Origin of the sequence: Flaviaestuariibacter flavus, from assembly GCF_004337505.1 — a bacterium.
Taxonomy (GTDB): Bacteria; Bacteroidota; Bacteroidia; order Chitinophagales; family Chitinophagaceae; genus Flavisolibacter; species Flavisolibacter flavus.
In genome coordinates, this window is the sequence record NZ_SJZI01000004.1 from 36794 (window position 1) to 57782 (window position 20989).

Here is a 20989-nt window from a genome sequence, read left to right on the forward strand (position 1 = left end):
CGCCCCTGATTCCCGCTCCGTCATTCACCGGTTTTTTCCCGCCGCTTACCGGTAAAGTCCGCCTGCTCCCGGATTCGCACTTGCCTTGCCCCGCTCTGCCTGCTTTCTTTGTTGAAAACTATCCCATATGGACAACACAGACTGGCAACGACGGGCGGAAGAGCGCCGCGTACGTTTCGAAGAAAAGATGGGACGCATGGAGGAACGCTGGGAACGGCGCCGTGCGCGGATGCACAACGGCCGCGGGCGCGTATGGACGGGCATGTTCCTGCTGATTGTCGGCGGCCTGCTGCTGGCCCGCCAGGCCGGCGCACCCCTCCCCTCCTGGCTCTTCACCTGGCCGGTGCTTCTTATCGGCATCGGGCTGTGGATCGGCGTACGCCATCGTTTTCGCGGCTTCGGCTGGGCCATCCCCCTTCTTATCGGCGCGGTGTACCTCTTCGACATCATCGACGACACGGTGAACCTCCGCCCCTATGCCGGGCCGCTGGTGCTCATCTTGCTCGGCCTCTTTTTCATCTTCCGTTCGCGCCGCCGCCACCGGCCGGACGGAGATGATCCTATGAACGCCACCAACCTGCCGGCAACAACACCCGGCGATCATCCCGGCACCACCACGGACCTTCCCGCCGACCGGAGCGACCGGCTCGACGTGACCGCGGTCTTCGGCGGCATCAAAAAGAACATGATCAGCAAAACCTTCCGCGGCGGCGAGATCGTCACCTTTATGGGCGGCGCCGAGATCAACCTGGCGCAGGCCGACTTTGAAGGCCGCGTGCTTATCGACTGCACCAATGTGTTCGGCGGCACCAAGCTCATTCTTCCTCCCGACTGGGAAGTGCAAAGCGAGCTCGTTGCCGTATTCGGCGGCGTGGACGACAAGCGCCCGCCGGCCGTAAACCCGGCTCCCAACAAGATCGTTGTACTCGACGGAACCTGCGTTTTCGGCGGGGTGGAAATCCGGAGCTACTATTAGAAAGGTTCTGGGGTTCTTAGGTTGGGGACCGATCACAACCAGATCAGACATCAGATATCCGACATCAAAAAATTTTCCCATGTGGTATATTGCCAAATTGATTTACCGCATCACCTGCGGCAGCGGGGCGCACCAGCCGCAGTTCGATGAACAGCTCCGGCTGCTGGAGGCCGAAGATGAAGCCGCCGCATTTGCCCGCGCTATTGCTATCGGCCGCAGCGGCGAGGACCGCTTCGTGAACCAGGACGAGCAGCTCGTGTCCTGGACTTTCGTTGACGTTGCCGAACTCATCGCTTTCGAAGGCACCCTCGACGGAGCCGAGCTTTATTCGCAGGTGCGCGAAACGGAAGACGCACCTGCTTATGTTAACTTCGTTCACTACAAGTCGCATTGCATCCGCGAGCGGCTCACCGCCACAAACGAACGTCTTGTCTCAATCGATCTATAAACCGCTGCAGGCCCGCATTTTTTTCGGCATCGGCTGCTGGACGGTGGCGCAGTTCCAGGCCACCATCGAATGGCATTCCGGCCTGCCGCTGCGCATGGCCATCGCCGACGCGGTCATCAGCACGGCCCTGCTCGCCACCATGGTGTGGCTCGTGGCCTGTGTATTTCAATATTATCTCCCCGCCCGCAATCGTTACGGGTACCTGCTGGCACTTTGCTCGGTGCTTACCGCCATTTGCCTTTCGGCCGGCTACGGGCTCTACCAGCTGGTCCCGGGTGCCGCAACCACGAAAGCCTTTTTTACCGAAAATCTTTTCTGGATCCGGGGCGCCTTTATCTTCCTCCTGATCGGCTGCATGGCACTCGTGAGTATGCTCTGGTATACGCTCCAAGACCGGCAGGCCACCGAGCGGCGGCGCAGCGAGGCCGAGGCGCTTTCGCGCACTGCCGAACTCAACAATCTGCGTCAGCAGCTGCAGCCGCATTTCCTGTTCAACAGCCTCAATTCCATCAACACCCTTATCGGGATACAACCCGAGAGCGCACGCCGCATGGTGCTGCAACTATCCGAGTTCCTGCGCGGCACGCTGAAGCAGGATCCGCAACAGTGGGTGTCGCTCGAGACCGAGCTCGAGCACCTTTCGCTATATCTCGAGATCGAAAAGGTACGCTTCGGGCACCGGCTGCAAACGGTGGTGCATAATGAAGCGGGCGACTGCATGCTGCCCGTATTGCTGCTGCAACCGATCGTGGAAAATGCCATCAAATTCGGTCTTTACGACACCACCGGCACCATCACCATCGACATACGCGCTGAGCGCCAGGATGGCGTATTGGCTCTTTCGGTACGCAATCCCTTCGACCCGGACACCAGCGGCCCGAGGCGCGGCACCGGCTTCGGACTCAGCTCGGTGCAGCGGCGCCTTTTCCTGCTCTTTGCCCGCCCCGACCTGCTGCAGACCGAAGCGCAGGACGGCGTGTTCACCACCCGCATCAAAATTCCACAGCCATGAAAGCACTCATCATCGACGACGAACCGCTGGCACGCCTCTTTGTGCGTGAATGCCTGCAGGCACATCCGCAGATCACCATCGCCGCCGAATGCGACAACGGCTTCGAAGGGCTCAAGGCCATTCAACAGCACGCGCCCGACCTCATCTTCCTTGATGTGCAGATGCCCAAGATCACCGGCTTTGAATTGCTGGAGCTGCTGGAGACGCCACCCGCCGTCATCTTCACCACCGCCTTCGACGAATACGCGCTCAAGGCCTTTGAGGCGCACGCCGTAGACTACCTGCTGAAACCTTTCAGCAAAGAGCGCTTCAACAAGGCGTTGGAAAAATTTCTCGACGGCGCCGGCCGCGAGCAGCAGCGCAAAGCGGTAGACGGGCTGGTGCATGAAAAGCCATCCCCCGAAGCCGCCGCGGGCGCACGCATCGTGGTCAAGACCGGCGGCAGGATCCGCATCATCCCCTTCGACGCGGTGCACTACCTGGAGGCGGCCGACGACTATGTGAAGATCCATACCGGCGACGGCGTGCACCTCAAAAACCGCACGCTTGCCTATTACGAGGGGGCACTTCCCGCTGAGCAGTTCGTGCGCACGCACCGTTCCTTCCTGGTCAATATCGGTGAGATCACCCGCATCGAGCCCTATGAAAAAGAAAGCCACCTCGCACTTTTAAAAAGCGGGGCGCGGGTTCCGGTTAGCCGGAGCGGGTACACCCGGCTTAAAGAAACGCTGGGAATCTAGAGCGGGCAAAGAGAAGGAACGCTGATTCCGCGGGCGGAATGCGCAGATTTTTTTATGATTTACGCAGATGTCGGTACCAGCATCCGCGTAAATCATAACAGATCATAAAAATCCGCGTTCTTTCTCATTTGTGCCAAGGGCAATGCGAATTCTCATCCTACATTCTCTTTCATCTGCAAAATCTGCTCTTTTGTTCCCAGAACAATGACCTTCATGCCGGGGGTGATGATTGTAGTGTCGGGCGGGTTGATCACGAAGCGTCCCCATTCATCTTTGATGCCGATGCAATTAACGCCCGTCTTTTTCCAGGCCATGATCTCCTGAAGGGAACGGTCGCGGATGGCAAGCGGCAGCTTTTCGTAGTCTACTGATTCGATGTGAATGGCTTCCCCGTCTTCACCCGAGAGGAAATCGATGAATTCGAGCACATCGGGCTTGGATACGAGGGTAGCCATATGGGTGCCACCAATCAGGTCGGGCATGATGACGTTGTTGGCGCCCGCCTTGTACAGCTTGGGAGCCGCATTGGGCGAAGAGGCGCGGCTGATGATCTGCAGGTCGGGACTGAGCGAGCGGGCGCTGAGCACGATGAATACGTTGTCGGCGTCTTCGGGCAGCGTTACCAGCAACGCCCGGGCGCGCCCGATGCCGGCAAGCTGGAGCACGTCGTCTTCCACGGCATCATCCTGCACATAGATGAGTCCCGGGTCATCCTGCAGCCAGTCGCGCAACGACTCGGCCGCTTTCTCGATCACGACGAAGGGCACCTTGTGCGCCCGCAGGGTGCGGGCGGCCTGCTGGCCGTTGCGGCCAAAGCCACAGATGATGACGTGTTGCTGCAGGTGGTCGAGCGCTTTCATGAGATTCCGTTGTTTGAAATAAGCGGCCATTTCGCCGCTGGCCACAAATTGCGTCAGCCGTGCCAGCGAATAGGTAAAGAGCGTGAACGAAGTGAGGATTAGCCCGATATTGAACACCTTTCCCATCGGCGAAAGCGGCCGCACCTCGTAGTAGCCGATGGTGGTGATGGTGATCACGACCATATACAGCGCATCGAGAAAGCTGTAGTGCTCGATAAGCATAAAGCCGGCAACGCCGAGTACCACGATGCCACCGATCGTGAGCAGCCAGAGACGCAGCGGTATGGGACGATAAACCGGAACCATCGGGATATTTCAAATTTCCATAAATCAGGAAGATCCGGGACATTTTATTTAGCTTGTCAGGAAAACCAGACTAATGGAAACAGCAAGTGCACTGGGCACCTACCGCAGCTTCGATGCCCCTGAATTTGCCGAAGACCTGGCGGAGCAGCTGCGCCGTTCCGGTATCGAGGCGCGCACCTACCGGCAGCGCCCGGTAGCCGATGCGGTGATCATAGGCGCGGGCACCGATAATCTGTTCCTGGTGCAGATCCCGCTGGCCGACTTCGACCGCGCCAACCGCCTGCTGGAACGGGAAGCCCTGGCGCCGGCAAGCCTTCCGGAAGATTATTACCTCTACTCCTTCACCAACGAAGAGCTGACGGAAGTGCTGGAGCGCCCCGAAGAATGGAACGCGCTCGATCTCCGGCTTGCCCGCCAGCTGCTCGCCGAACGCGGTGCCCCGGCCAACGAAGAAGCGATCGAAAGCACGCGCCGGCAGCGCATCTCCGCCATGCGCCACCCCGAATCGATCAGTCGCGGGTGGACCATAGCATCCTGGATCCTGGTAGTGTTCCTACCCGTTGTAGCGCTGCTCTACGGCATCGTGCTGGCCACGCTCCGCAAGACGCTTCCCGACGGCAGCCGCGTACCCTCCTACAATGCCGCTGCACGTGCCCACGGCAAAGCCATCGCTATCATCTCTGCGGTATTACTGATCGCGGGTATCGTGCTTCGCTTTGGCATCGTTTCTTTCCTGATCGGCCTGTTTACTGACCGGCCGCTGTAAACGTTGCATTGCACCGGCGGCATTTATTCAGCTGCTGTGTGGAAGAAAAGCAAGGGACGATTCAAGGCACCCTTGATTAAACGCTTTGATTGAATGCATACAAAAAGGCCGGCGCAGTGCCGGTCTTTTTGTTTCGATTATTTGAATCCGTATTTCGTTTTATAGCGCTCGTAAAGCTGCGTTTGCTTGTTCACCAGCGGTACGTCACGGCCCTGGATGAAAGCGTTCGTTACGATATTGGTTCGCATGTCGAGGATATCGCCGCTGCACAGCACCAGGTTGGCGTCCTTGCCCACCTCGATGGAACCGGTACGGTCGTCCACGCCCAGCAGCTTCGCGGCGTTGAGCGTGATGGCGCTCAGGGCCTGCTCATTCGTAAGGCCATAAGCCGCCGCGGTGCCCGCGTTGAAGGGAAGGTTGCGGCCGCGGGTATTGCCGTCCTCATCGGTGATGGCGAACACGACGCCGGCCTTCTGCAAGGCTGCGGGAGTTTTGAAGGGCTGGTCCACATCATCGTCTTCGAGCGTGGGCAGGTTGTGCAGCTGGCTCAGGATGACGCCCACTTTGTTCTGCGCCAGCAGCTCGGCGATCTGCCAGGAGTCGATGCCCCCCACGATCACCATGTCAAAGCCGAACTCGCGCACAAAGTCGAGGGCCACGAGCATCTGGCGTACCGTGTTGGCGTGCACGAACAGCTTCTTGCTCTTGTTATAAAGTCCCTGCACCGCCTCGAAGCCGAGATTGGTTTCGGTGTGCGCCGCACCATAAGCCTTTGCCTCGCGGAAGAACTGCTTCATACGGTCCACCTGCTCGAGGCCCTGCCTGATGGGATCGATATCGCCCGCCGCCGACAGCGCGCGGAAGCCGCGCGGCCGGCTGATGAGGGCGGGCATGTAGATGTGCAGGCCGTTGTCGGTCTTGTAGGCCGCGTCTTCCCAGTTCCATGCGTCGAGCTGAACCACCGAGGAGGCGCCCGAGATCCAGCCGCCCTGCGGCACGATGTTGGCCAGGAGGATGCCGTTGGGCCGCAGGGTGTTGATCACTTTTGAGTCGGTGTTGTAGGCCACCAGCGCGCGTACGCTCGGGTTGGCCTCTCCCACCTCCTGCACATCGCTCGATGCGCGCACCGACGGCACTTCCACGAGGCCGAGGTCGGTGCTGGCCAGAATGAGACCGGGATAGAGCTGCTTGCCCGTGCCGTCGATCACCCGTGCACCCGCTGGCGTTCCGGCACCGTTCACCGACGTGATCCTGCCGTTTTCAAATGCGACCGTGGCGCCCGAAAGCACCTGGCCGTTGCCCACATGCACCGTCACATTGCGGATGACGATCGGGCCGGACTGCTTCGGCGCCGGCAAAACGTTCTCCTGCGCGCGCGCATGAACCGCGGCTAGTAAGGTTGCTATGATAAAGAATCGTTTCATGACTATTTCGTTATTCGATATTCGTTATTCAATTCCCGCTGCCGTCCTGCCCCACCTGGTCATCCATGGTAAGGATGCCATGACTGTGGTGGTGCTCGCCGCAAGTGAGTACCGTCTGGTAGCTCGGCTGCGCGGGCGTTACGGCAACGCCGCTGCGCTTCTCGCTGTTCATCTTACGGATAAGGCGGCCACGCTCGGCGGCCACTGCCTGGCGCAGCTGCAAATCCTTCTCGCGGTCGAAATAAACGGTGCCGTCCACGATGGTGTACAGCGAGCGGGCATAGATGCTGAGTGGGTTGTCGCTCCAGAGCACGAGGTCGGCGTCTTTACCCGGCCTGATCGAACCCACGCGCTTGTCGATATGGAGCATCTTCGCGGGATTGAGCGTTACCATTTTGAGCGCGTCTTCCTCGCTCATACCACCATACTTCACGCTCTTGGCGGCTTCCTGGTTGAGGCGGCGGGCCATTTCGGCATCATCCGAATTAATAGCTACGTTCAAACCAGCCTGCTGCATGAGGCGCGCGTTGTACGGAATGGCGTCCACCACTTCCATCTTGTAGTTCCACCAGTCGGAGAAGGTAGAGGCGTTTGCACCATGTGCCTTCATCTTGTCCGCCACTTTATAGCCTTCCAGGATGTGGGTGAAGGTGTTGTACTTGTAGCCCAGTTGCTCGGCCACTTTCATTGCCGCGTTGATCTCGCTCTGCACGTAGCTGTGGCAGGTGATGAAGCGTTTGTTGTTGAGAATCTCCACCAGCGCATCGAGCTCCAGGTCACGGCGGGGAGCAGTAAGTCCTTTCTTGTTCTTCGCACTGTTGTATGCCTTCCAGGCGTTCTCGTAGGCATGCGCGCGGGTGAATGCATCCACCAGCACCTGCTCCACGCCCATGCGGGTGTCCGGGAAGCGGTTATTGTTCGTATTGTTATTGAGCTGGTAGAAGGATCGCTTTACGTTCTCACCCAGCGCGAACTTGATGAAGCCATCGGCGCCTTGAAATTTCAGTCCTTCGTCATTGGCACCCCAGCGCAGCTTGATCAGCTGGGTTTGACCGCCGATGGTGTTGGCCGATCCGTGCAGGATATGCGAGGTGGTGACGCCGCCGCTCAGCTGGCGGTAGATATTGATGTCATCGGGATTGAGGTTGTCGGCGATGCGCACCTCGGAGGTAACGCTCTGGCCGCCCTCATTGATGGACGACGTTGCGATGTGCGAGTGCTCGTCGATGACGCCGGGCGTGAGGTGCTTGCCCGTTCCATCGATCACGCGGGCATTGCCGGCGTTGAGGTTCTGGCCGATGGCGGCGATCTTGCCGTCGCGCACCAGCACGTCCGTATTATTACGGATGCCCTCCGCCTCGTTGGTCCACACCGTGGCGTTGCGGATCAGGATGGTTTCCTGCTTCGGCATGCTGGTGGAGTCCCAGCCGAAGGGCATGAAAGGATAGGTGACCTTGCCCAGCGGACCGACAGGACGCTTCCGCCCGCTGTCGCTGCGCGCAGCGCCGGGTCCCTGATATACCGCCGTCCAGGTGAGGCGGTTTCCGGCGGTGTCGATGCCGGTGCCACTCCACTGGTCTTCGTTTACGATGCCGCTGAGGGCCAGGTTGCGGCCTGCCTGCCGTTCGGGCGCCACGTTAATGCGCACCTGGCGGCCATCGTAGTAAAACCGCGAGGTGACGGTATCCCTGCCGATCAGCGAGGCCGCGTTGTTCTCGCGAAAGTTGAGCATGTAGTCAACCGGTCCGGAGCTGGTGTTGAGCGTAATCTTGTAAAGACCACGCATGTCGCGCCAGCTGTCGTCGCGCACGGAGTACTTCTGTCCCTGCACCCAGTTCTGGTAGATGATGGTCTTCTCGTTAAAGATGGGCCCGGAGGTGATGAGCATGTTGGCCCATTTGCCCGGCTCCAGCGAGCCCACCTGGTCCCAAACGCCCAGCATCTGCGCGGGCACTCGGGTGAGTGCGTCGAATGCCGTTTTCTCCGACAGGCCGTAGTTGATGGCGGTGCGCAGGTTGGCCCAGAAGGTTTTGGGGTCACGGAGGTCGGCGGTGGTGATGGCAAAGAGAATCCCTGCCTTCTCGAAGGCGGCGGGATTGGTCGGTGCCAGCTCCCAGTGCTTCAGGTCGTTGAGCGACACAAAGCGAGCGTCGTTGGGATCTTCCACATCCTGTGTCTGCGGGAAGTTGAGCGACAGGATATAGGTTGCCTTGGTGCCGGCGATGTCGCGGATGCGCTGGTACTCGTTGCCACCGGCCTTGATGATGTATTGCACGCCAAACTCATCGCCGATGCGGTCGGCGCGGATGTCGTTCCATTTATCGTTGGCTTCGAACACCTGGGGCAGCGCCTGCTGGTCGTTCCAGGCCTGCAGGCTCAGGTTGAGACCTTCGTTTGCCGGCTTGTTCTTATACCATTGTGCGTCGAGGTAGGTCTGACGCAGCAGCGCAATGGAGCCCATCATGGAGCTGGGATAGGCCTGGCCCGAGGTACCCTTGCTGAACGAGTAGTGGGCCGAGGCGCGCTCGCGCAGCAGGGCCATCTGGTCTTTTTCGCCGCGCAGGGCCACCAGGGCGCCGGTGCCGCGGGCGATGCCGTCTTTGATGTGCGTGAGCACCGTGCCGAAGCCGAGGTCGCGGAGCCCTTTGGCGGCGGCGTCGTTACCCGCAAAACTACGGTAAGCCTCCTGCTCGGGGTGCACGGCCTGGTTCCAGCCGTATGCGCCCTTGGTATTGGTGTTGAGCTGGGCGCGCTCGGCCGGGTTGAAGCCGCCGGCGCGGGGGGCAGCCTGCGGCATGCCGTAGTCAGAATACGCATCGATGAACGAAGGATACAGGTACTTGCCTTTGCAGTCGATCACGGTGGCACCGGCGGGTGGCGTTCCGGTGGGTCCTACCGAAACGATGCGGCCGTTGCGTACTACCAGCATGGCGTCGGTGAGGGGCGCGCCGCCGTCTTTGACAATCGTGGCATGGGTAAAGGCGTACGACTCGTTGCGCGGGTCGGCCACCCCGTTCACCGGGAATGTCTCCTGCGCATGAAGCGTGGCGCCGGCCGCCAGCAGCAGGGCGGCCAGCAGGTTCAATTTTCTCATGTTGAAAGGATGTTTGAAAGTATAGTCTTCATAATGACGAAGCTGTTAAATATAAAACGTGTCGCGCAATAAATTGGTTCAGAGAAATCGTGAAGCCTGAACATCGAGTGGCGCTGTCATCTTTATGGGTATAACAAAGCAATCGGGCATCTGGAACCGCCACCGGCCTCATCCAGCCTTTTCGTACCTTTCCGGCGACGGATTACAGATCGCACACCGCACATCTTACTTCAAACATATCTTATGTCACTCGCTCCGTTTATCGACCATACCATCCTGAAGCCGACCACCACGCTTGCTGAAATCGAGAAAGTGTGCGCGGAGGCAATCGAATACAACTTCGCGGCGGTATGTGTGCCGCCCTATTATGTCGCCGACGCCGTGCAGCGCCTGCAGGGCCACGCGCCCCGCGTGGCCACGGTGGTGGGCTTTCCCTTCGGCTACAGCCACTACAACGCCAAGATCGCCGAAACCGAAAAGGCGGTGGAAGACGGCGCGCACGAGATCGACCTCGTGATGCACCTTGCCGCGCTGAAGAGCAACGACATTGCTTACCTCGAAACCGAGATCTCCGCCATCCTGGTGGCCCGGAAAAACGCGAAGCTCAAGGTCATCGTGGAAAGCGGCATCCTCTCGGAAGAAGAGTTGCTGCGGGTGATCGACCTGTACCGCCACTACCCGATCGACTACATGAAGACCTCGACGGGCTATGCCGAAAAAGGCGCCACCATCGAAGCCGTGCGCACCATGCGCGCCCACCTGCCGGAGCGTACGCGCATCAAAGCCTCGGGCGGCATCCGCGACCATGTGTTTGCGCAGCAGCTGGTAGATGCCGGCGCCACGCGCCTCGGCTGCAGCGCCAGCGTGGCGATTGTTAAAGGTGAAAAAGGCGGCCAGGCTTCGGGTTACTGATCGCAGCTTAAGTAAAAGCGGAACTATTTTTGCGCATACGCACTTTATGAAACTACTCTTCAGCTTATTCATCCTGCTTATCGCCGGCGCCGCATCGGCACAAAGCGTGGTGGTACACAAAGACCCGCGCGTTGACCTGCTGGCAAAGCGCCAGAGCCAGATCAACGTGGCGGTGCGCAAGGCTTCGTCCCGCACCGCGCCCGGCTACCGCCTGCTGGTGGTAAACACCAACAACCGCCAGGAAGCCATCAACGCCAAGTCGAAGATCTACACGCTTTACCCCGAGCTCAAGGCCTATCTTATTTATCAGGCGCCCTATTACCGCCTCAAGGCCGGCAACTTCAAAACGAAAAGCGAGGCCGAGCCCTACCGCAAAGCACTCAGCGGCCAGTTCCCGAAAGGGGTGTTTATCATCAACGACGTGGTGGAGCTGAAGGCGGAGAAAGAAACTGTTGAAATCGAAGAAAACTGAGCCCTTTTGTTTACACAGAATCGAATTAATGCCAAAGGCGTCGCTTGCGCGACGCCTTTGGCGTCATTGCGAGCGTAGCGAAGCAAACTCCACGACCAGAGGAGTAATTGTGACCAGAAGGTATTCCGAAAGCTTTCCTTTGCTCGCCGACACCCTGCGTAGCGCCGGGGTTTGCTTCGCTACGCTCGCAATGACGGGCTACGCTCGTCGCTTCGCACTTTACCAGCTTTGAAACAGTCGCTTACCTTTGCACCATGCTCGAATCGGTCATCAAGGAAAAAGCATCCCAATACGCCCCCGAATACATCGCCGTGCGCCGCCACCTGCACGCGCATCCCGAGCTCAGTTACGAAGAGTACGAGACATCAGCCTATGTGCAGGAAAAGCTCCGCGCGCTGAATATCCCTTTCCGGGTGATGGCAACCACGGGCGTCATCGGCATCATCGAAGGCCGCAACCCGGGCAGCCGCGTGGTGGCCCTCCGCGCCGATATGGATGCGCTGCCGATCAACGAAGAGAACGAGGTGGAATACAAATCAACCCGCCCGGGTGTGATGCATGCCTGCGGCCATGATGTGCATACCACCTGCCTGCTCGGTGCGGCCCGCATTCTTGCCGAAACGAAAGACCAGTGGGAAGGTACCGTCAAGCTGCTGTTTCAGCCCGGCGAAGAGCGCAACCCCGGCGGCGCCTCGCTGCTGATCAAGGAAGGCGCCCTGCAGAACCCTGCACCGGAGCGGATCTTCGGGCTCCACGTTAACCCGCAGCTCGAGGTAGGACTCGTATCCTTCCGCGGCGGCAAGGTGATGGCATCGGCCGACGAACTGTACATTACGATCAAAGGCCCCGGCGGCCATGCCGCGGCACCCAACTGGACGGTAGACACCATTCTCGTAGCCAGCCACATCGTGGTGGCGCTGCAGCAGGTAATCAGCCGCAACAACCATCCCCTCTCTCCTTCCGTGCTGACGATCTCGGCATTCAATGGCGGCTATACCACCAACGTCATTCCTTCGGAAGTGAAACTGATGGGCACCTTCCGCGCCATGGATGAAGAATGGCGCTTCAAGGCCCACGAGATCATCCGGCGCATCGTCACCGGCACCGCCGAATCGATGGGTGCCACCGCCGATGTGCACATTGATGTGGGCTATCCCACCGTGTACAACAACGAAGCCCTCAGTGCGGCCGCGCGCAGGCTGGCCGAAGGCTACCTTGGCGAAGCCCGCGTGCAGGAAACCGAAGTGCGCATGGGCGCCGAGGATTTCGGTTACTATTCGCAGGTCATCCCGGGTTGCTTTTACCGGCTCGGCACGGCCAACAAAGCCAAGGGCATCACCGCCGGCGTCCATACCCCCGTTTTCAATATCGACGAAAGCGCCATCGAAACCGGCATCGGGCTGATGGCCCTGTTCGGGGCGATGGGCTGACCTCGGTAAGCTTGGTCTGACATGCCACCTGTCATGCTGAGCGTAGCCGAAGCAGGCAGGTGGCAATTGTCAATCCTCTATCCGTGCCCCGACCACCCTCCCGTAGAAATACAAGCAAGCAACAAACCACGCGTGGCAAGACAAAGCCCGCGCGCGGCGGCAGTCGTAGTAAAAAGAAAACGCGCTTCCCGCTGAAGTACTGGATACTGCCCGTCATCGGGCTTATCGGCGTGACCTACGGCGCCACCTGGCTCATCGGGCACGCCACCGGCGAACAGGAGCAGGCGCTTCATGGCGCCATTGCCAAACGTCGCGCCACCACCCGCGCCAGGGTGATCGAGCGGACACGCCGCAAAAAGGGCATGTCGGTACATTATCATTTTACCTACAAAGGCATCCTCTACGAAAACTGGCAGAGCGATTACGACAATACCTTTCGCCTGCGTGCCTGCTACGAGGTGGCCTTCGACAGCAGCAACCCGGTGCGCAGCTTCCTGCTCGCCGACACCGAAGGCGCCTGTTCGGAATAAATCAGGAAGAAGGAAGCAGCTCGATCAGGATGGTGCGGAAGCCCGGGAAGGCGCTGCGCCGCTGTACAACGAAGAGCCGCTGCAGCCAGCCCGTGTTGAGCTCCACGGCATAATCATAATCCATCGTAACGATACCGGCTGCTTTCGTGGTGGCGTCCGTACCCTGGAAGGCCATATGGTACAGGGCCGTGTTCCGCTCGCGGTCGATGCGCTCGAGCCAGAGGTCCTGGCCGCCGCGGGCCGTGTCGCCCGAATGAATCCTGAGGCGTTGGGACGCCATGCGGCGGGGTTGGCTGCGCCAGAGGTGACGGTTGCCCGAATGAATAAGCCCGAGCGGCGACAGGTATTCGCGCAGCTCGCGGTCGTGGCGGAAGGCTTCCAGCTCGTGCTGCCACATCTTTTCGTCGTTGTCCGTCCACCCGGCGAGCTTGGGCAGGGAGGCAAGCCGCTGCTCCAGGTAATCCCGCACCGCCGCGGTATCTACAAGGCCGCCGTAAGTACCGTACTTCCGCAGGCGGTAGCGCAACTGCAAGCCATTGAGCGCCGCGGCCTGGAGCGCGTATACCGGCCGCTCGGTATCGGTGGCCGTCACCAGCTTCACCGAGTAATCGAGCAGGTAGCCCCGGGCCGTGTCGGCCTCGCGCACTTCCACGGTTACGCGGTACTCGGCATCGGCGGTGATGGTCTTGCCTTTATAGGGGAACTCCTTGTGCGTCACCACGCGGTAGGTGAGCCGGTCGCCGGCCTGGTAGAGCGGCCGCAGCCACAGGGTACTGTCGGTAAACTTCGGCTGGGCGGCAGCAATGGCCGCATACAGGAGCAGGCTGAACGGCAGGAGCAGGCGCATAAGCTTCGTTGATCCGTTAAGGTAACAAATCTCCCACGACCGCGCAAGCGCCACGGGTGCGCATAAAAAAGGCCACGCCGCGCGTAGCCTAAGGGTTCATTTACCGTTGTCGCTTATTCGATGGGCCGCAGCTGCTTTACCGGTGAAGGCACCGTGCCGGCGGCTTCCACCACCTTGATGCGGTAGTAGGCTTTGCGACGGAGGCCGAGCACCTCTTCATCCTTGTAGAAATAAACGGGCTGCTCGCTCTTTGCATTCACTACGGCCAGGGGCTTGAACGATTTGTGGTCGAAGGAGCGCTCCACCACGAAGTACTGGAGCCCCACGGTGTGGCTCACGCGCCACTGCAGGAACGCACCGGTGTAACCCGGCGAGGTGGTGAAGTAGACGAGCGACACCGTCGGCTTCGCCGCCAGGGAGTCGGACCCGCCCGCAATGTTCTTCGCATCGGCGCCGGTGGAAGCGCCGAGGAAGAACAGGGTGATCAAAAAATAGAACAGCTTCATGGCTTGTAAAAGGTGGTGTTTTTCGTTGGGTTGGCGAAAATACCGGCGGAGCGTTTAACGGCCCGCAGGCGTTTTCCTTAAACGGCGAAAATGCGTCGTCAATTGCGAAAAGTAACGTTAAAATGAGCGGGCGTTGATCCCGTTTTTGCCAGGAAGGCCCGCGGCCTTCTTGTTCACGACGGCACAACGGCACGACGACGCGACGGGAAAATTTATTGTGTAGCCGACATAAAAACGTTGCGCCTTTTTGCCGTCGTGCCTTTGTGATCAAGGCTGCTTGCAGCCGCCAGATTGAACACCCGATTATAATGCGGAACAGACACGGGCTACCCATGCTTTTCAGGCAGTGCATCACGCGCGCCACTGCCCTCGGCGGCGGCGAGCTCGAAGGCGCTGCGGCCGGTAGCGTCCACCGGGGCCGCGGGGTCGACGCCCGCGGCCAGCAGCAGGCGCACCGCACCCGGGCTACCGGTGCCGGAGCCCGTGTTCGGTCCCGTGAGGGCGAAGAGCAGCACGCTGTCGCCATGCGCCGTGCGGGCCTTCGGGTCGGCGCCCAGGGCCAGCATGGCTTCCACCAGCCGGGGCTGGTCGCGGTAGCAGGCCCACATGAGGGCTGTGTGGCCGTTGCGGTCGGTGCGGGCCAGGTCGGGGCCCTGTTGCAGCAGCTGTTCCGCGGCGGGGTATTGCCAGGCCAGCAGGGCAGCCATCAGCGGGGTGTTGCCTTCAAGGTCCTGCTCGTTGATATCCTGGCCGCGGCGCAGGAGCAGCTCGATGCGCCGAAGGTTGCCGGCGCGGGCGGCGCGTACCAGCGGCCGGCGGGCGCCTTCCGCAACGGCGGTCTTCATGGCTTCCAGGAAGGCGCTGAACGAAGGATAGATGGGCGCTTTGGCATTTACGTTATCCAGCACGGCGCCGGTATGCAGGTCTACGAAAAACTCGCGGCCATCGTCGTGGCGGGCAAAGGGCAACAGATTCTTGACACCTTCCTGCTGCAGCTCCTGCACGCGGTGGAGCACCCGTGCCCGCGGGTAGCAATGCAGCGCGGGAAAGCGGCGCCCCTGCGGCCGCCGCGCAAGGTAGCGGAGCAGGTCGGGCGGGAGCGCCACGAAGGCCTGGAGTTCGAGGAGCTGGCGGGGGAGGAACACCGGGCAAAGAAAGAGATTTAAGAGGTTCTACAGACGCTGTCTGAAATGGGTTTGTTGAAACGGTGCAGCCAGTGGTCGGTCCCGGGAGGAGGTAAGAACAAATGATTACAGAACAAATGAATACATGATCAAATGAACAGATTCGCATCATGTATTTATTTGCTCATATATTCTGTGATCATGTATTCTGTGATCCGAACCGCGAAATGCCGCCCGGCCATACGGATGCGGGGAATGCAGAATACATGATCAAATGAGGTGGCGCGAAATCATGTATTCATTTGCTCATGTATTCTGTGATCATGTATTCTGCGATCGGGCAGCTTGCTATTCGCCCGCCAGCCAATGGAGCAGGTTGAGGGCCAGCTGCCGGTTGCCGGGGTTGTAGTTCATCCCCACCTTGCTTCCGTCGCGGTTCAGCTGGGCGCCGAGCAGGGCGGCTTCGCCGAGCACCACCGCGCGCCCTTTGCCGGCATTGAGTGCCAGGCCCTGTGCGGCGGTGCCCGGGCTCAAGTCAAAAGAGGAAGGGTTGGTCACAAAGAGCGTGGGATGGGTGGGGGTTTTCGGGACAACCTCACGATCATCCGGGACATCCTGATGGTATTCCGAAGCATTCTGGTCGCAATCCGAAGCATTCTGATCTTAATTCGGAACATACTGACAGCCATTCGGAGCATGCTGACGAGCGTCCGGAACATGCTAATGGAAGTGCGGCACCCGCTCACGGATATGCGAAGCCACCCGTTATACCATCGGCGCTTCCTATCCGGCATTCCGTAGCACCTTGCGTGCGGTCGGAGGCGGCTGCGCAACTGCCGGAGGACACTGAAAAAAAGTGGACAGGGATTGCACAGCTCGCGGAACTTTTGTAGCTTGGTAGCGACCTAATCCAATTCTGTTGAAGGCCGTATTATGGGAGACACCGCATTCAATAACCCCATAAATCTTTTCCGATGACCACAATCCAGGAACGCCGCTTCAACATGATGCTGGCCGTTATCGCTCTCTGCCGCGCCAATCCCCGGATCCTCGACCGGAACCTGCCGTTCAAGCGCGGATTTCTGAAGCTTGAATCCATCTGCGCCAATGTCGGAACCGCCTCCGCCGGGCAACGGGTGTCGGTGGAAAGCGTGCAGGCTGAAAAGAAGCTGGCGCGCGCATCGCTTTGCGACGCTACCGCGATCGCCTGCGGGCAGCTAAAGGCCTGGGCCACCGAAACCGGCGACGCCGGCATGAGCATGCGGAGCAAGTGGACCGTATCGACGCTCGAAAAGCTGAGCGACCTGAACCTCGAAAACACCTGCCGGGAAATCATCGCCGACGCGGAGCTTGCCCTGACGAGGGACCCGGAAATGGGAATCACCGCCACCGAATCGCTGCAGCTGAAAAGCCTGCTCGGCGCCTTCGTGGAAAAGAAGCCGGTGCCACGCAACACCACGGCCCGTCGCAGCAGCAGCACCGCCACCCTCGCCCAGCTGATGACCAGCGCCGGCCAGGTGCTGCGCCTGCAGCTGGATAAGGCAGCGGTGAAGTACAAGGCAACGGAGCCGGAGTTTTACCGGGAGTATAAGGAGAATAGGAAGGTGATGGATGTGGGAGTGAGAAGGGATGATGATCATGCATCGTAATAAAAATGCCCCTCGGGATGGAGGGGCATTTTTATTTTTAAACATCTTTTGGCTAACCAGCCTCCCCGGTTGTAACCGCAGTTGATTTATCGTACGTATCTACAACACTTATCAGGCGAGCGGCATAATCATACAAGTCACTACTGCCTGAAATTTCTACGCGCTCTTCTTTTCCTGTGTCGAAGAACGACACATATTTCTTACGTCCGTTGAAATGAAGGCGACATATAGGCTTCCGGTTGTTATCATCTAACAGCACACCAAAGTAGGTCTGCTGGTCGCGATGAACAATCCGGCCAATTTTAATCTTTGCGCAAAGGATGGCGCGCACGATATAAAAGGCTTCCATTTCCTCAGCCGTCGTCTGTACCCGGCTTGCCGGCTCGGGATCTGTGCCAGCTACCTCTTCCCGCTGAATGTCGTCTACGATCTGCTGTTCTGTTGCAAGAGCCGACTTCAGCCTTTCGCTGATCGCGTCGTTAAGGTGCTGTTGAAAGGTGCGCTTCACCAGGCCGCGAAACTGGTCTAACACTTTCCCGGTGACAATTGATTGATAGACCGGCTTTGCAAAAAAGCGCACAAATTCATCAGAGGGCTCACTGACCTCCTTTACGATAAGGTTCCGCAGTTCCGACATGTACTTCAATTCGCTGGCTGTATTGATGATGCTTCCCAGGTTGAAATAGCTTTTGTGAAACTCTTTCAGCTTTTCAATTTGCACATCCTTCATGTCATCGATCCTGAATTCAAAGAAGGGTTTTTCATCCATCTTGTTGGTCTCCACCAGATCGGTGTAAAACCGGTAAACGATTCCGTTCGTCAGGATGCCAAACCTGGCTTTTGTAGTATGGAAATAGCGAAAGAGCTGGCTATTGTGCGGATTCAGATCAGATGACCAATGCTTGCACTCGATCAGGATAATCGGCGCACTGTCCTTGATAATTGCATAGTCGACCTTCTCCCCTTTTTTGATTCCGATGTCGGCAACGAACTCTGGCACTAATTCCAGTGGATTGAAAACGTCATAACCTAATACCTGGATGAAAGGCATGATAAAGGCATTCTTTGTTGCCTCCTCCGTGGAAATGTGATCTTTCATTTTGGCCACCCGCTCACCGAGGGCTCTGATTTGATCTTTAAAGTCCATATTGTTGATTTTGGTTTGACTTTTTACACCACCCTTTTCCCAAACGGCATCAAGCTCACTTCCACCAGCTTAAAATGCTGCCGTGCAAAGGGAATCCCGATAATGGTGATGAAGAAAAGGATCCCCAGCACGATGTGCCCGATGGCGAGGCCGAGGCCGCCGCAAAGGATCCAGACGATGTTGCAGAAAAGCGCGAGGCAGCCGCCGGCCGAGGGCGCGCTCACGATCCGCTTGCCGAAGGGCGCCAGCACCGCGGGCGCGAGCTTGAACAGCTGCAGGCCCCAGGGGACACCCACCACCGTGCAGCAAAGCAGGATGCCGCCAAAGACATAAGCGAAAAAAGCAAAGAGGCCGCCGAAGATGATCCAGATGATGTTGCCGAGCAGGTTCATGGCAGTATTAGTTCAGGTTGGATGACAAGATAGAAAACTTTTCGGGCTCTGGGGTTCTGAGGTTTTACGGTTCCAGGGTTTTTGTGCGACGCGGCGCTCGCCTCTTCGCAATGACGGCGCCTATGAAGCAACTTATTACCCCGTTAACCCATTATTCCATTACCCCATTTAGCACACTAGCACACCAGCACACCAGCACATCCACACATTCCTCCGTGGCATTCCCCGACCTTTACGGCACCAACATGAAAAATCCCGATGTACCTGAGGTGCAGCCTGGCGCCATTGCCGAGGAAGCAGCCCTTTTTCCCGCGCACCTGAAACGCACCCGCCTGGCCGTCTCGGCCTTTTACTTCGGCCAGGGCATCGCCTTCGCTTCCTGGGCTTCACGTATTCCCGATATCAAGGGGCACCTCCACCTCGGCGACGCCGGCCTGGGCACCATCCTGCTGGCGCTGCCGGCGGGCCAGCTGGTGACCATGCCCGTGTCGGGGCGCCTCGTGGCCCGCTGGGGCAGCCGGCGGGTACTCACCATGGCCGCGCCGCTGTACGTGGTGGCCCTGGCGCTCATCGGCCTCACCAACGCCCCCTGGCAGCTGGCGGCCTGCCTCTTCCTCTTTGGCGTGATGGGCAACTTCGCCAATATCGCCGTCAACACCCAGGGCGTGGAGGCCGAAAAGCTCTACCCCAAACCCATCATGACCTCCTTCCACGGCGCCTGGAGCATCGCCGGCTTTACGGGTGCCCTCGTGGGCCTGCTGATGATCAACCTGCACCTCGTGCCCTGGTACCACTTCCTCATCATCACCGCGCTGGTATGGCTGAATGTGTTTTTTAACCACGCCTTCCTGGTGCGCGGCAGGCCGGTGGCGGCGGAGGAAGCACCGAAGCGGCGCGGCTTCCGCAAGCCTTCGGGCGTGCTGCTGCAGCTGGGCCTCATCGCCTTCTGCTGCATGGCCACCGAAGGCTGTATGTTCGACTGGAGCGGCGTTTATTTCCGCGATATCATCGGCGCCCAGGGCTGGAAAGCCGTTATCGGCTACGCGTCGTTCATGGTGATGATGGCCACGGGCCGCTTTCTCGGCGACACGGTGATTGCGCGTATGGGGCGCCGCACCATCCTGCGCGCCAACGGCATCATCATCACGATGGGTATGGCGCTCGCTGTTTTCTTCCCGATGCTGCTGCCGGCGGCCCTTGGCTTTATGCTGGTGGGCATCGGGGTGAGCACCGTTATCCCCTCGCTTTACAGCATCGCGGGCCGCACCGCCTCGGGCTCGGCGGCGGGCATCGCCATCGCCACCGTGAGCGGCGTGGGCTATCTGGGCTTCCTCATGGGCCCGCCGCTGATCGGCTATATCTCCGAGCTGTCGAGCCTCCGGGTGAGCCTGAGCGTGATCGGGTGTTTCGGGATGGTGGTTTTCCTGTTGGTGAGCAAGCTGAAGGTGGTGGAATGACCTCCCCCCGGCCCCAGACCCATCCCCCAGCCCATTCCCAAGGGGAAGGGGTGACTCCCGGGAATATTTTCTTACAGTTTCGAACAGTCTTTTCTTTTTAAGTTCAACAGAGGAAAGCATGCAATAGAAATGAATGTCCAACAGCGGCACCCCTCTCCGTCCCGGAGAGGGGCCGGGGGTGAGGTCTTCGAGGCCGGGGTGAGTTCATGGCACGGGAAATGCAATCCCTTCTACAGACCAACCATTCGTGACATGAAACGCCTGTTGATGCTTCCCCTCATAATGCTGAGCTCACTGTATTGCTGCGCGCAGAACCAGTACTATCATTTCTATTACACCAATCTGCCGGCTGACCGGATCGAAGCCTACGGCACCGCTTTCCGCGCGGCGTTTGACCGCATTTACCTGCCGGGGTATTCGGATACCTGCCACAGCTGCGCGCCGCTGGCGGCCGACGCTCCGTTTCAGGCCGAAGCTCTCCCGGCCCTACGCCAGGCCCTGCTGCAATACATCCCCGGCGAGGTATATCATAAAAACGAGGTGCCCGGCTCCTATTACCACCTGGTGGGCAACAAGAACCTTCCCTATATCATCCGCACACTCTACATCATTGACGGCGATAAAGCCGAGCCGCTCTACCAGGTGAAGGTGACCTTTACAAACGACCCCACGCCGTCGGTATACAATATGGAAGTGTTCTCGCCTAAAGAGGGCAAGCGCTTCAGCCGGAAGCTGGTGCTGGCGAATTATAAGCAGATGGCAAAATCCCCGGCCCCATCCAGGTGGCCGCCACTGGCACAGCATTGAAGCTTACTCAAGATGCATGCTTAATAAAAAGGACCGGGTCGCGAAGCGATCCGGTCCTTTTGTAAGCTATCGACCTATCGTTTGGTCGAA

The 20989-nt window shown here is 59.1% G+C and carries 21 protein-coding genes; 12 read left to right on the forward strand and 9 right to left on the reverse strand.

Translation table 11 applies throughout. The annotated features are described in order from the left end of the window. The first annotated feature begins 127 nt into the window (after positions 1–127). From EPD60_RS03700 to EPD60_RS03715, 4 genes are all read left to right on the forward strand, one after another. Positions 128–976 carry a LiaF transmembrane domain-containing protein gene (locus EPD60_RS03700; RefSeq protein WP_131446979.1) on the forward strand — a complete coding sequence of 283 codons (849 nt, stop codon included), beginning with the start codon at positions 128–130 and terminating at the stop codon, positions 974–976. A gap of 79 nt (positions 977–1055) precedes the next feature. Continuing rightward, a complete protein-coding gene (locus EPD60_RS03705; protein WP_131446981.1) occupies positions 1056–1424 on the forward strand; it encodes a DUF4288 domain-containing protein in 369 nt (122 codons plus the stop codon). Continuing rightward, positions 1405–2436 (forward strand): sensor histidine kinase, encoded by a 1032-nt coding sequence (locus EPD60_RS03710; RefSeq protein WP_207896536.1) that lies wholly within the window; start codon positions 1405–1407, stop codon positions 2434–2436. Before EPD60_RS03705 ends, EPD60_RS03710 begins: the two co-directional genes overlap by 20 nt. Then, complete coding sequence (locus EPD60_RS03715; RefSeq protein WP_131446983.1) at positions 2433–3176, forward strand: LytR/AlgR family response regulator transcription factor; 744 nt, start codon at positions 2433–2435, stop codon at positions 3174–3176. The genes EPD60_RS03710 and EPD60_RS03715 overlap by 4 nt, the downstream gene beginning before the upstream one ends. Before the next feature lie 152 nt (positions 3177–3328). Here the strand turns inward: EPD60_RS03715 and EPD60_RS03720 are convergent, their stop codons facing one another. Next, positions 3329–4342 (reverse strand): potassium channel family protein, encoded by a 1014-nt coding sequence (locus EPD60_RS03720; protein ID WP_131446985.1) that lies wholly within the window; start codon positions 4340–4342, stop codon positions 3329–3331. Positions 4343–4415: 73 nt separating this feature from the next. On the opposite strand from EPD60_RS03720, the gene EPD60_RS03725 reads away from it, so the two are divergent. After that, positions 4416–5108: a hypothetical protein gene (locus EPD60_RS03725; RefSeq protein ID WP_131446987.1), complete on the forward strand. Its 693-nt coding sequence runs from the start codon at positions 4416–4418 to the stop codon at positions 5106–5108. A gap of 137 nt (positions 5109–5245) precedes the next feature. Here EPD60_RS03725 and EPD60_RS03730 read toward each other — a convergent pair whose 3' ends face one another. Together EPD60_RS03730 and EPD60_RS03735 are read right to left on the reverse strand one after the other, a co-directional pair. Then, complete coding sequence (locus tag EPD60_RS03730) at positions 5246–6532, reverse strand: amidohydrolase family protein (protein WP_131446989.1); 1287 nt, start codon at positions 6530–6532, stop codon at positions 5246–5248. Positions 6533–6560: 28 nt separating this feature from the next. Further along, positions 6561–9626, reverse strand: coding sequence for an amidohydrolase family protein (locus tag EPD60_RS03735; protein ID WP_131446991.1), 3066 nt, complete (start codon positions 9624–9626; stop codon positions 6561–6563). A 243-nt stretch (positions 9627–9869) separates the two neighbouring features. Between EPD60_RS03735 and deoC the strand changes: the two genes are divergently transcribed. From deoC to EPD60_RS03755, 4 genes are all read left to right on the forward strand, one after another. Next, on the forward strand, positions 9870–10538 hold the full coding sequence (gene deoC, locus EPD60_RS03740) for a deoxyribose-phosphate aldolase (protein ID WP_131446993.1): 669 nt from the start codon (positions 9870–9872) through the stop codon (positions 10536–10538). 46 nt (positions 10539–10584) lie between these two features. Further along, positions 10585–11010, forward strand: a complete 426-nt coding sequence (locus EPD60_RS03745; RefSeq protein WP_131446995.1) for an SPOR domain-containing protein — start codon at positions 10585–10587, stop codon at positions 11008–11010. 254 nt (positions 11011–11264) lie between these two features. Further along, the gene (locus tag EPD60_RS03750; protein WP_131446997.1) at positions 11265–12440 is read left to right on the forward strand and encodes a M20 metallopeptidase family protein; all 1176 of its coding nucleotides are present in this window, start codon (positions 11265–11267) and stop codon (positions 12438–12440) included. 83 nt (positions 12441–12523) lie between these two features. Then, complete coding sequence (locus EPD60_RS03755; RefSeq protein WP_131446999.1) at positions 12524–12970, forward strand: hypothetical protein; 447 nt, start codon at positions 12524–12526, stop codon at positions 12968–12970. Position 12971: 1 nt separating this feature from the next. On the opposite strand, the gene EPD60_RS03760 is transcribed toward EPD60_RS03755, so the two are convergent. The 4 genes from EPD60_RS03760 to EPD60_RS03780 form a co-directional block, all read right to left on the reverse strand. Continuing rightward, a complete protein-coding gene (locus EPD60_RS03760; RefSeq protein WP_131447001.1) occupies positions 12972–13817 on the reverse strand; it encodes a hypothetical protein in 846 nt (281 codons plus the stop codon). Between the two features lie 113 nt (positions 13818–13930). Continuing rightward, complete coding sequence (locus tag EPD60_RS03765; protein WP_131447003.1) at positions 13931–14323, reverse strand: hypothetical protein; 393 nt, start codon at positions 14321–14323, stop codon at positions 13931–13933. Between the two features lie 326 nt (positions 14324–14649). Further along, a complete protein-coding gene (locus EPD60_RS03770; RefSeq protein WP_165871395.1) occupies positions 14650–15468 on the reverse strand; it encodes an ankyrin repeat domain-containing protein in 819 nt (272 codons plus the stop codon). 327 nt (positions 15469–15795) lie between these two features. After that, positions 15796–16005 (reverse strand): hypothetical protein, encoded by a 210-nt coding sequence (locus EPD60_RS03780; RefSeq protein WP_131447007.1) that lies wholly within the window; start codon positions 16003–16005, stop codon positions 15796–15798. Between the two features lie 416 nt (positions 16006–16421). Here EPD60_RS03780 and EPD60_RS03785 point away from each other — a divergent pair, with 416 nt between their 5' ends. After that, a complete protein-coding gene (locus EPD60_RS03785) occupies positions 16422–17096 on the forward strand; it encodes a hypothetical protein (protein WP_131447009.1) in 675 nt (224 codons plus the stop codon). 52 nt (positions 17097–17148) lie between these two features. Here EPD60_RS03785 and EPD60_RS03790 read toward each other — a convergent pair whose 3' ends face one another. Together EPD60_RS03790 and EPD60_RS03795 are read right to left on the reverse strand one after the other, a co-directional pair. Continuing rightward, entirely contained in the window at positions 17149–18243 is a 1095-nt protein-coding gene (locus EPD60_RS03790; protein ID WP_131447011.1) for a type I restriction endonuclease, read from the reverse strand. Between the two features lie 23 nt (positions 18244–18266). After that, positions 18267–18635 (reverse strand): YccF domain-containing protein, encoded by a 369-nt coding sequence (locus EPD60_RS03795; RefSeq protein WP_131447013.1) that lies wholly within the window; start codon positions 18633–18635, stop codon positions 18267–18269. A 215-nt stretch (positions 18636–18850) separates the two neighbouring features. On the opposite strand from EPD60_RS03795, the gene EPD60_RS03800 reads away from it, so the two are divergent. Together EPD60_RS03800 and EPD60_RS03805 are read left to right on the forward strand one after the other, a co-directional pair. Further along, positions 18851–20092, forward strand: coding sequence for an MFS transporter (locus tag EPD60_RS03800; RefSeq protein WP_243647751.1), 1242 nt, complete (start codon positions 18851–18853; stop codon positions 20090–20092). 267 nt (positions 20093–20359) lie between these two features. After that, positions 20360–20899, forward strand: coding sequence for a hypothetical protein (locus EPD60_RS03805; RefSeq protein WP_131447015.1), 540 nt, complete (start codon positions 20360–20362; stop codon positions 20897–20899). Positions 20900–20989 lie beyond the last annotated feature (90 nt).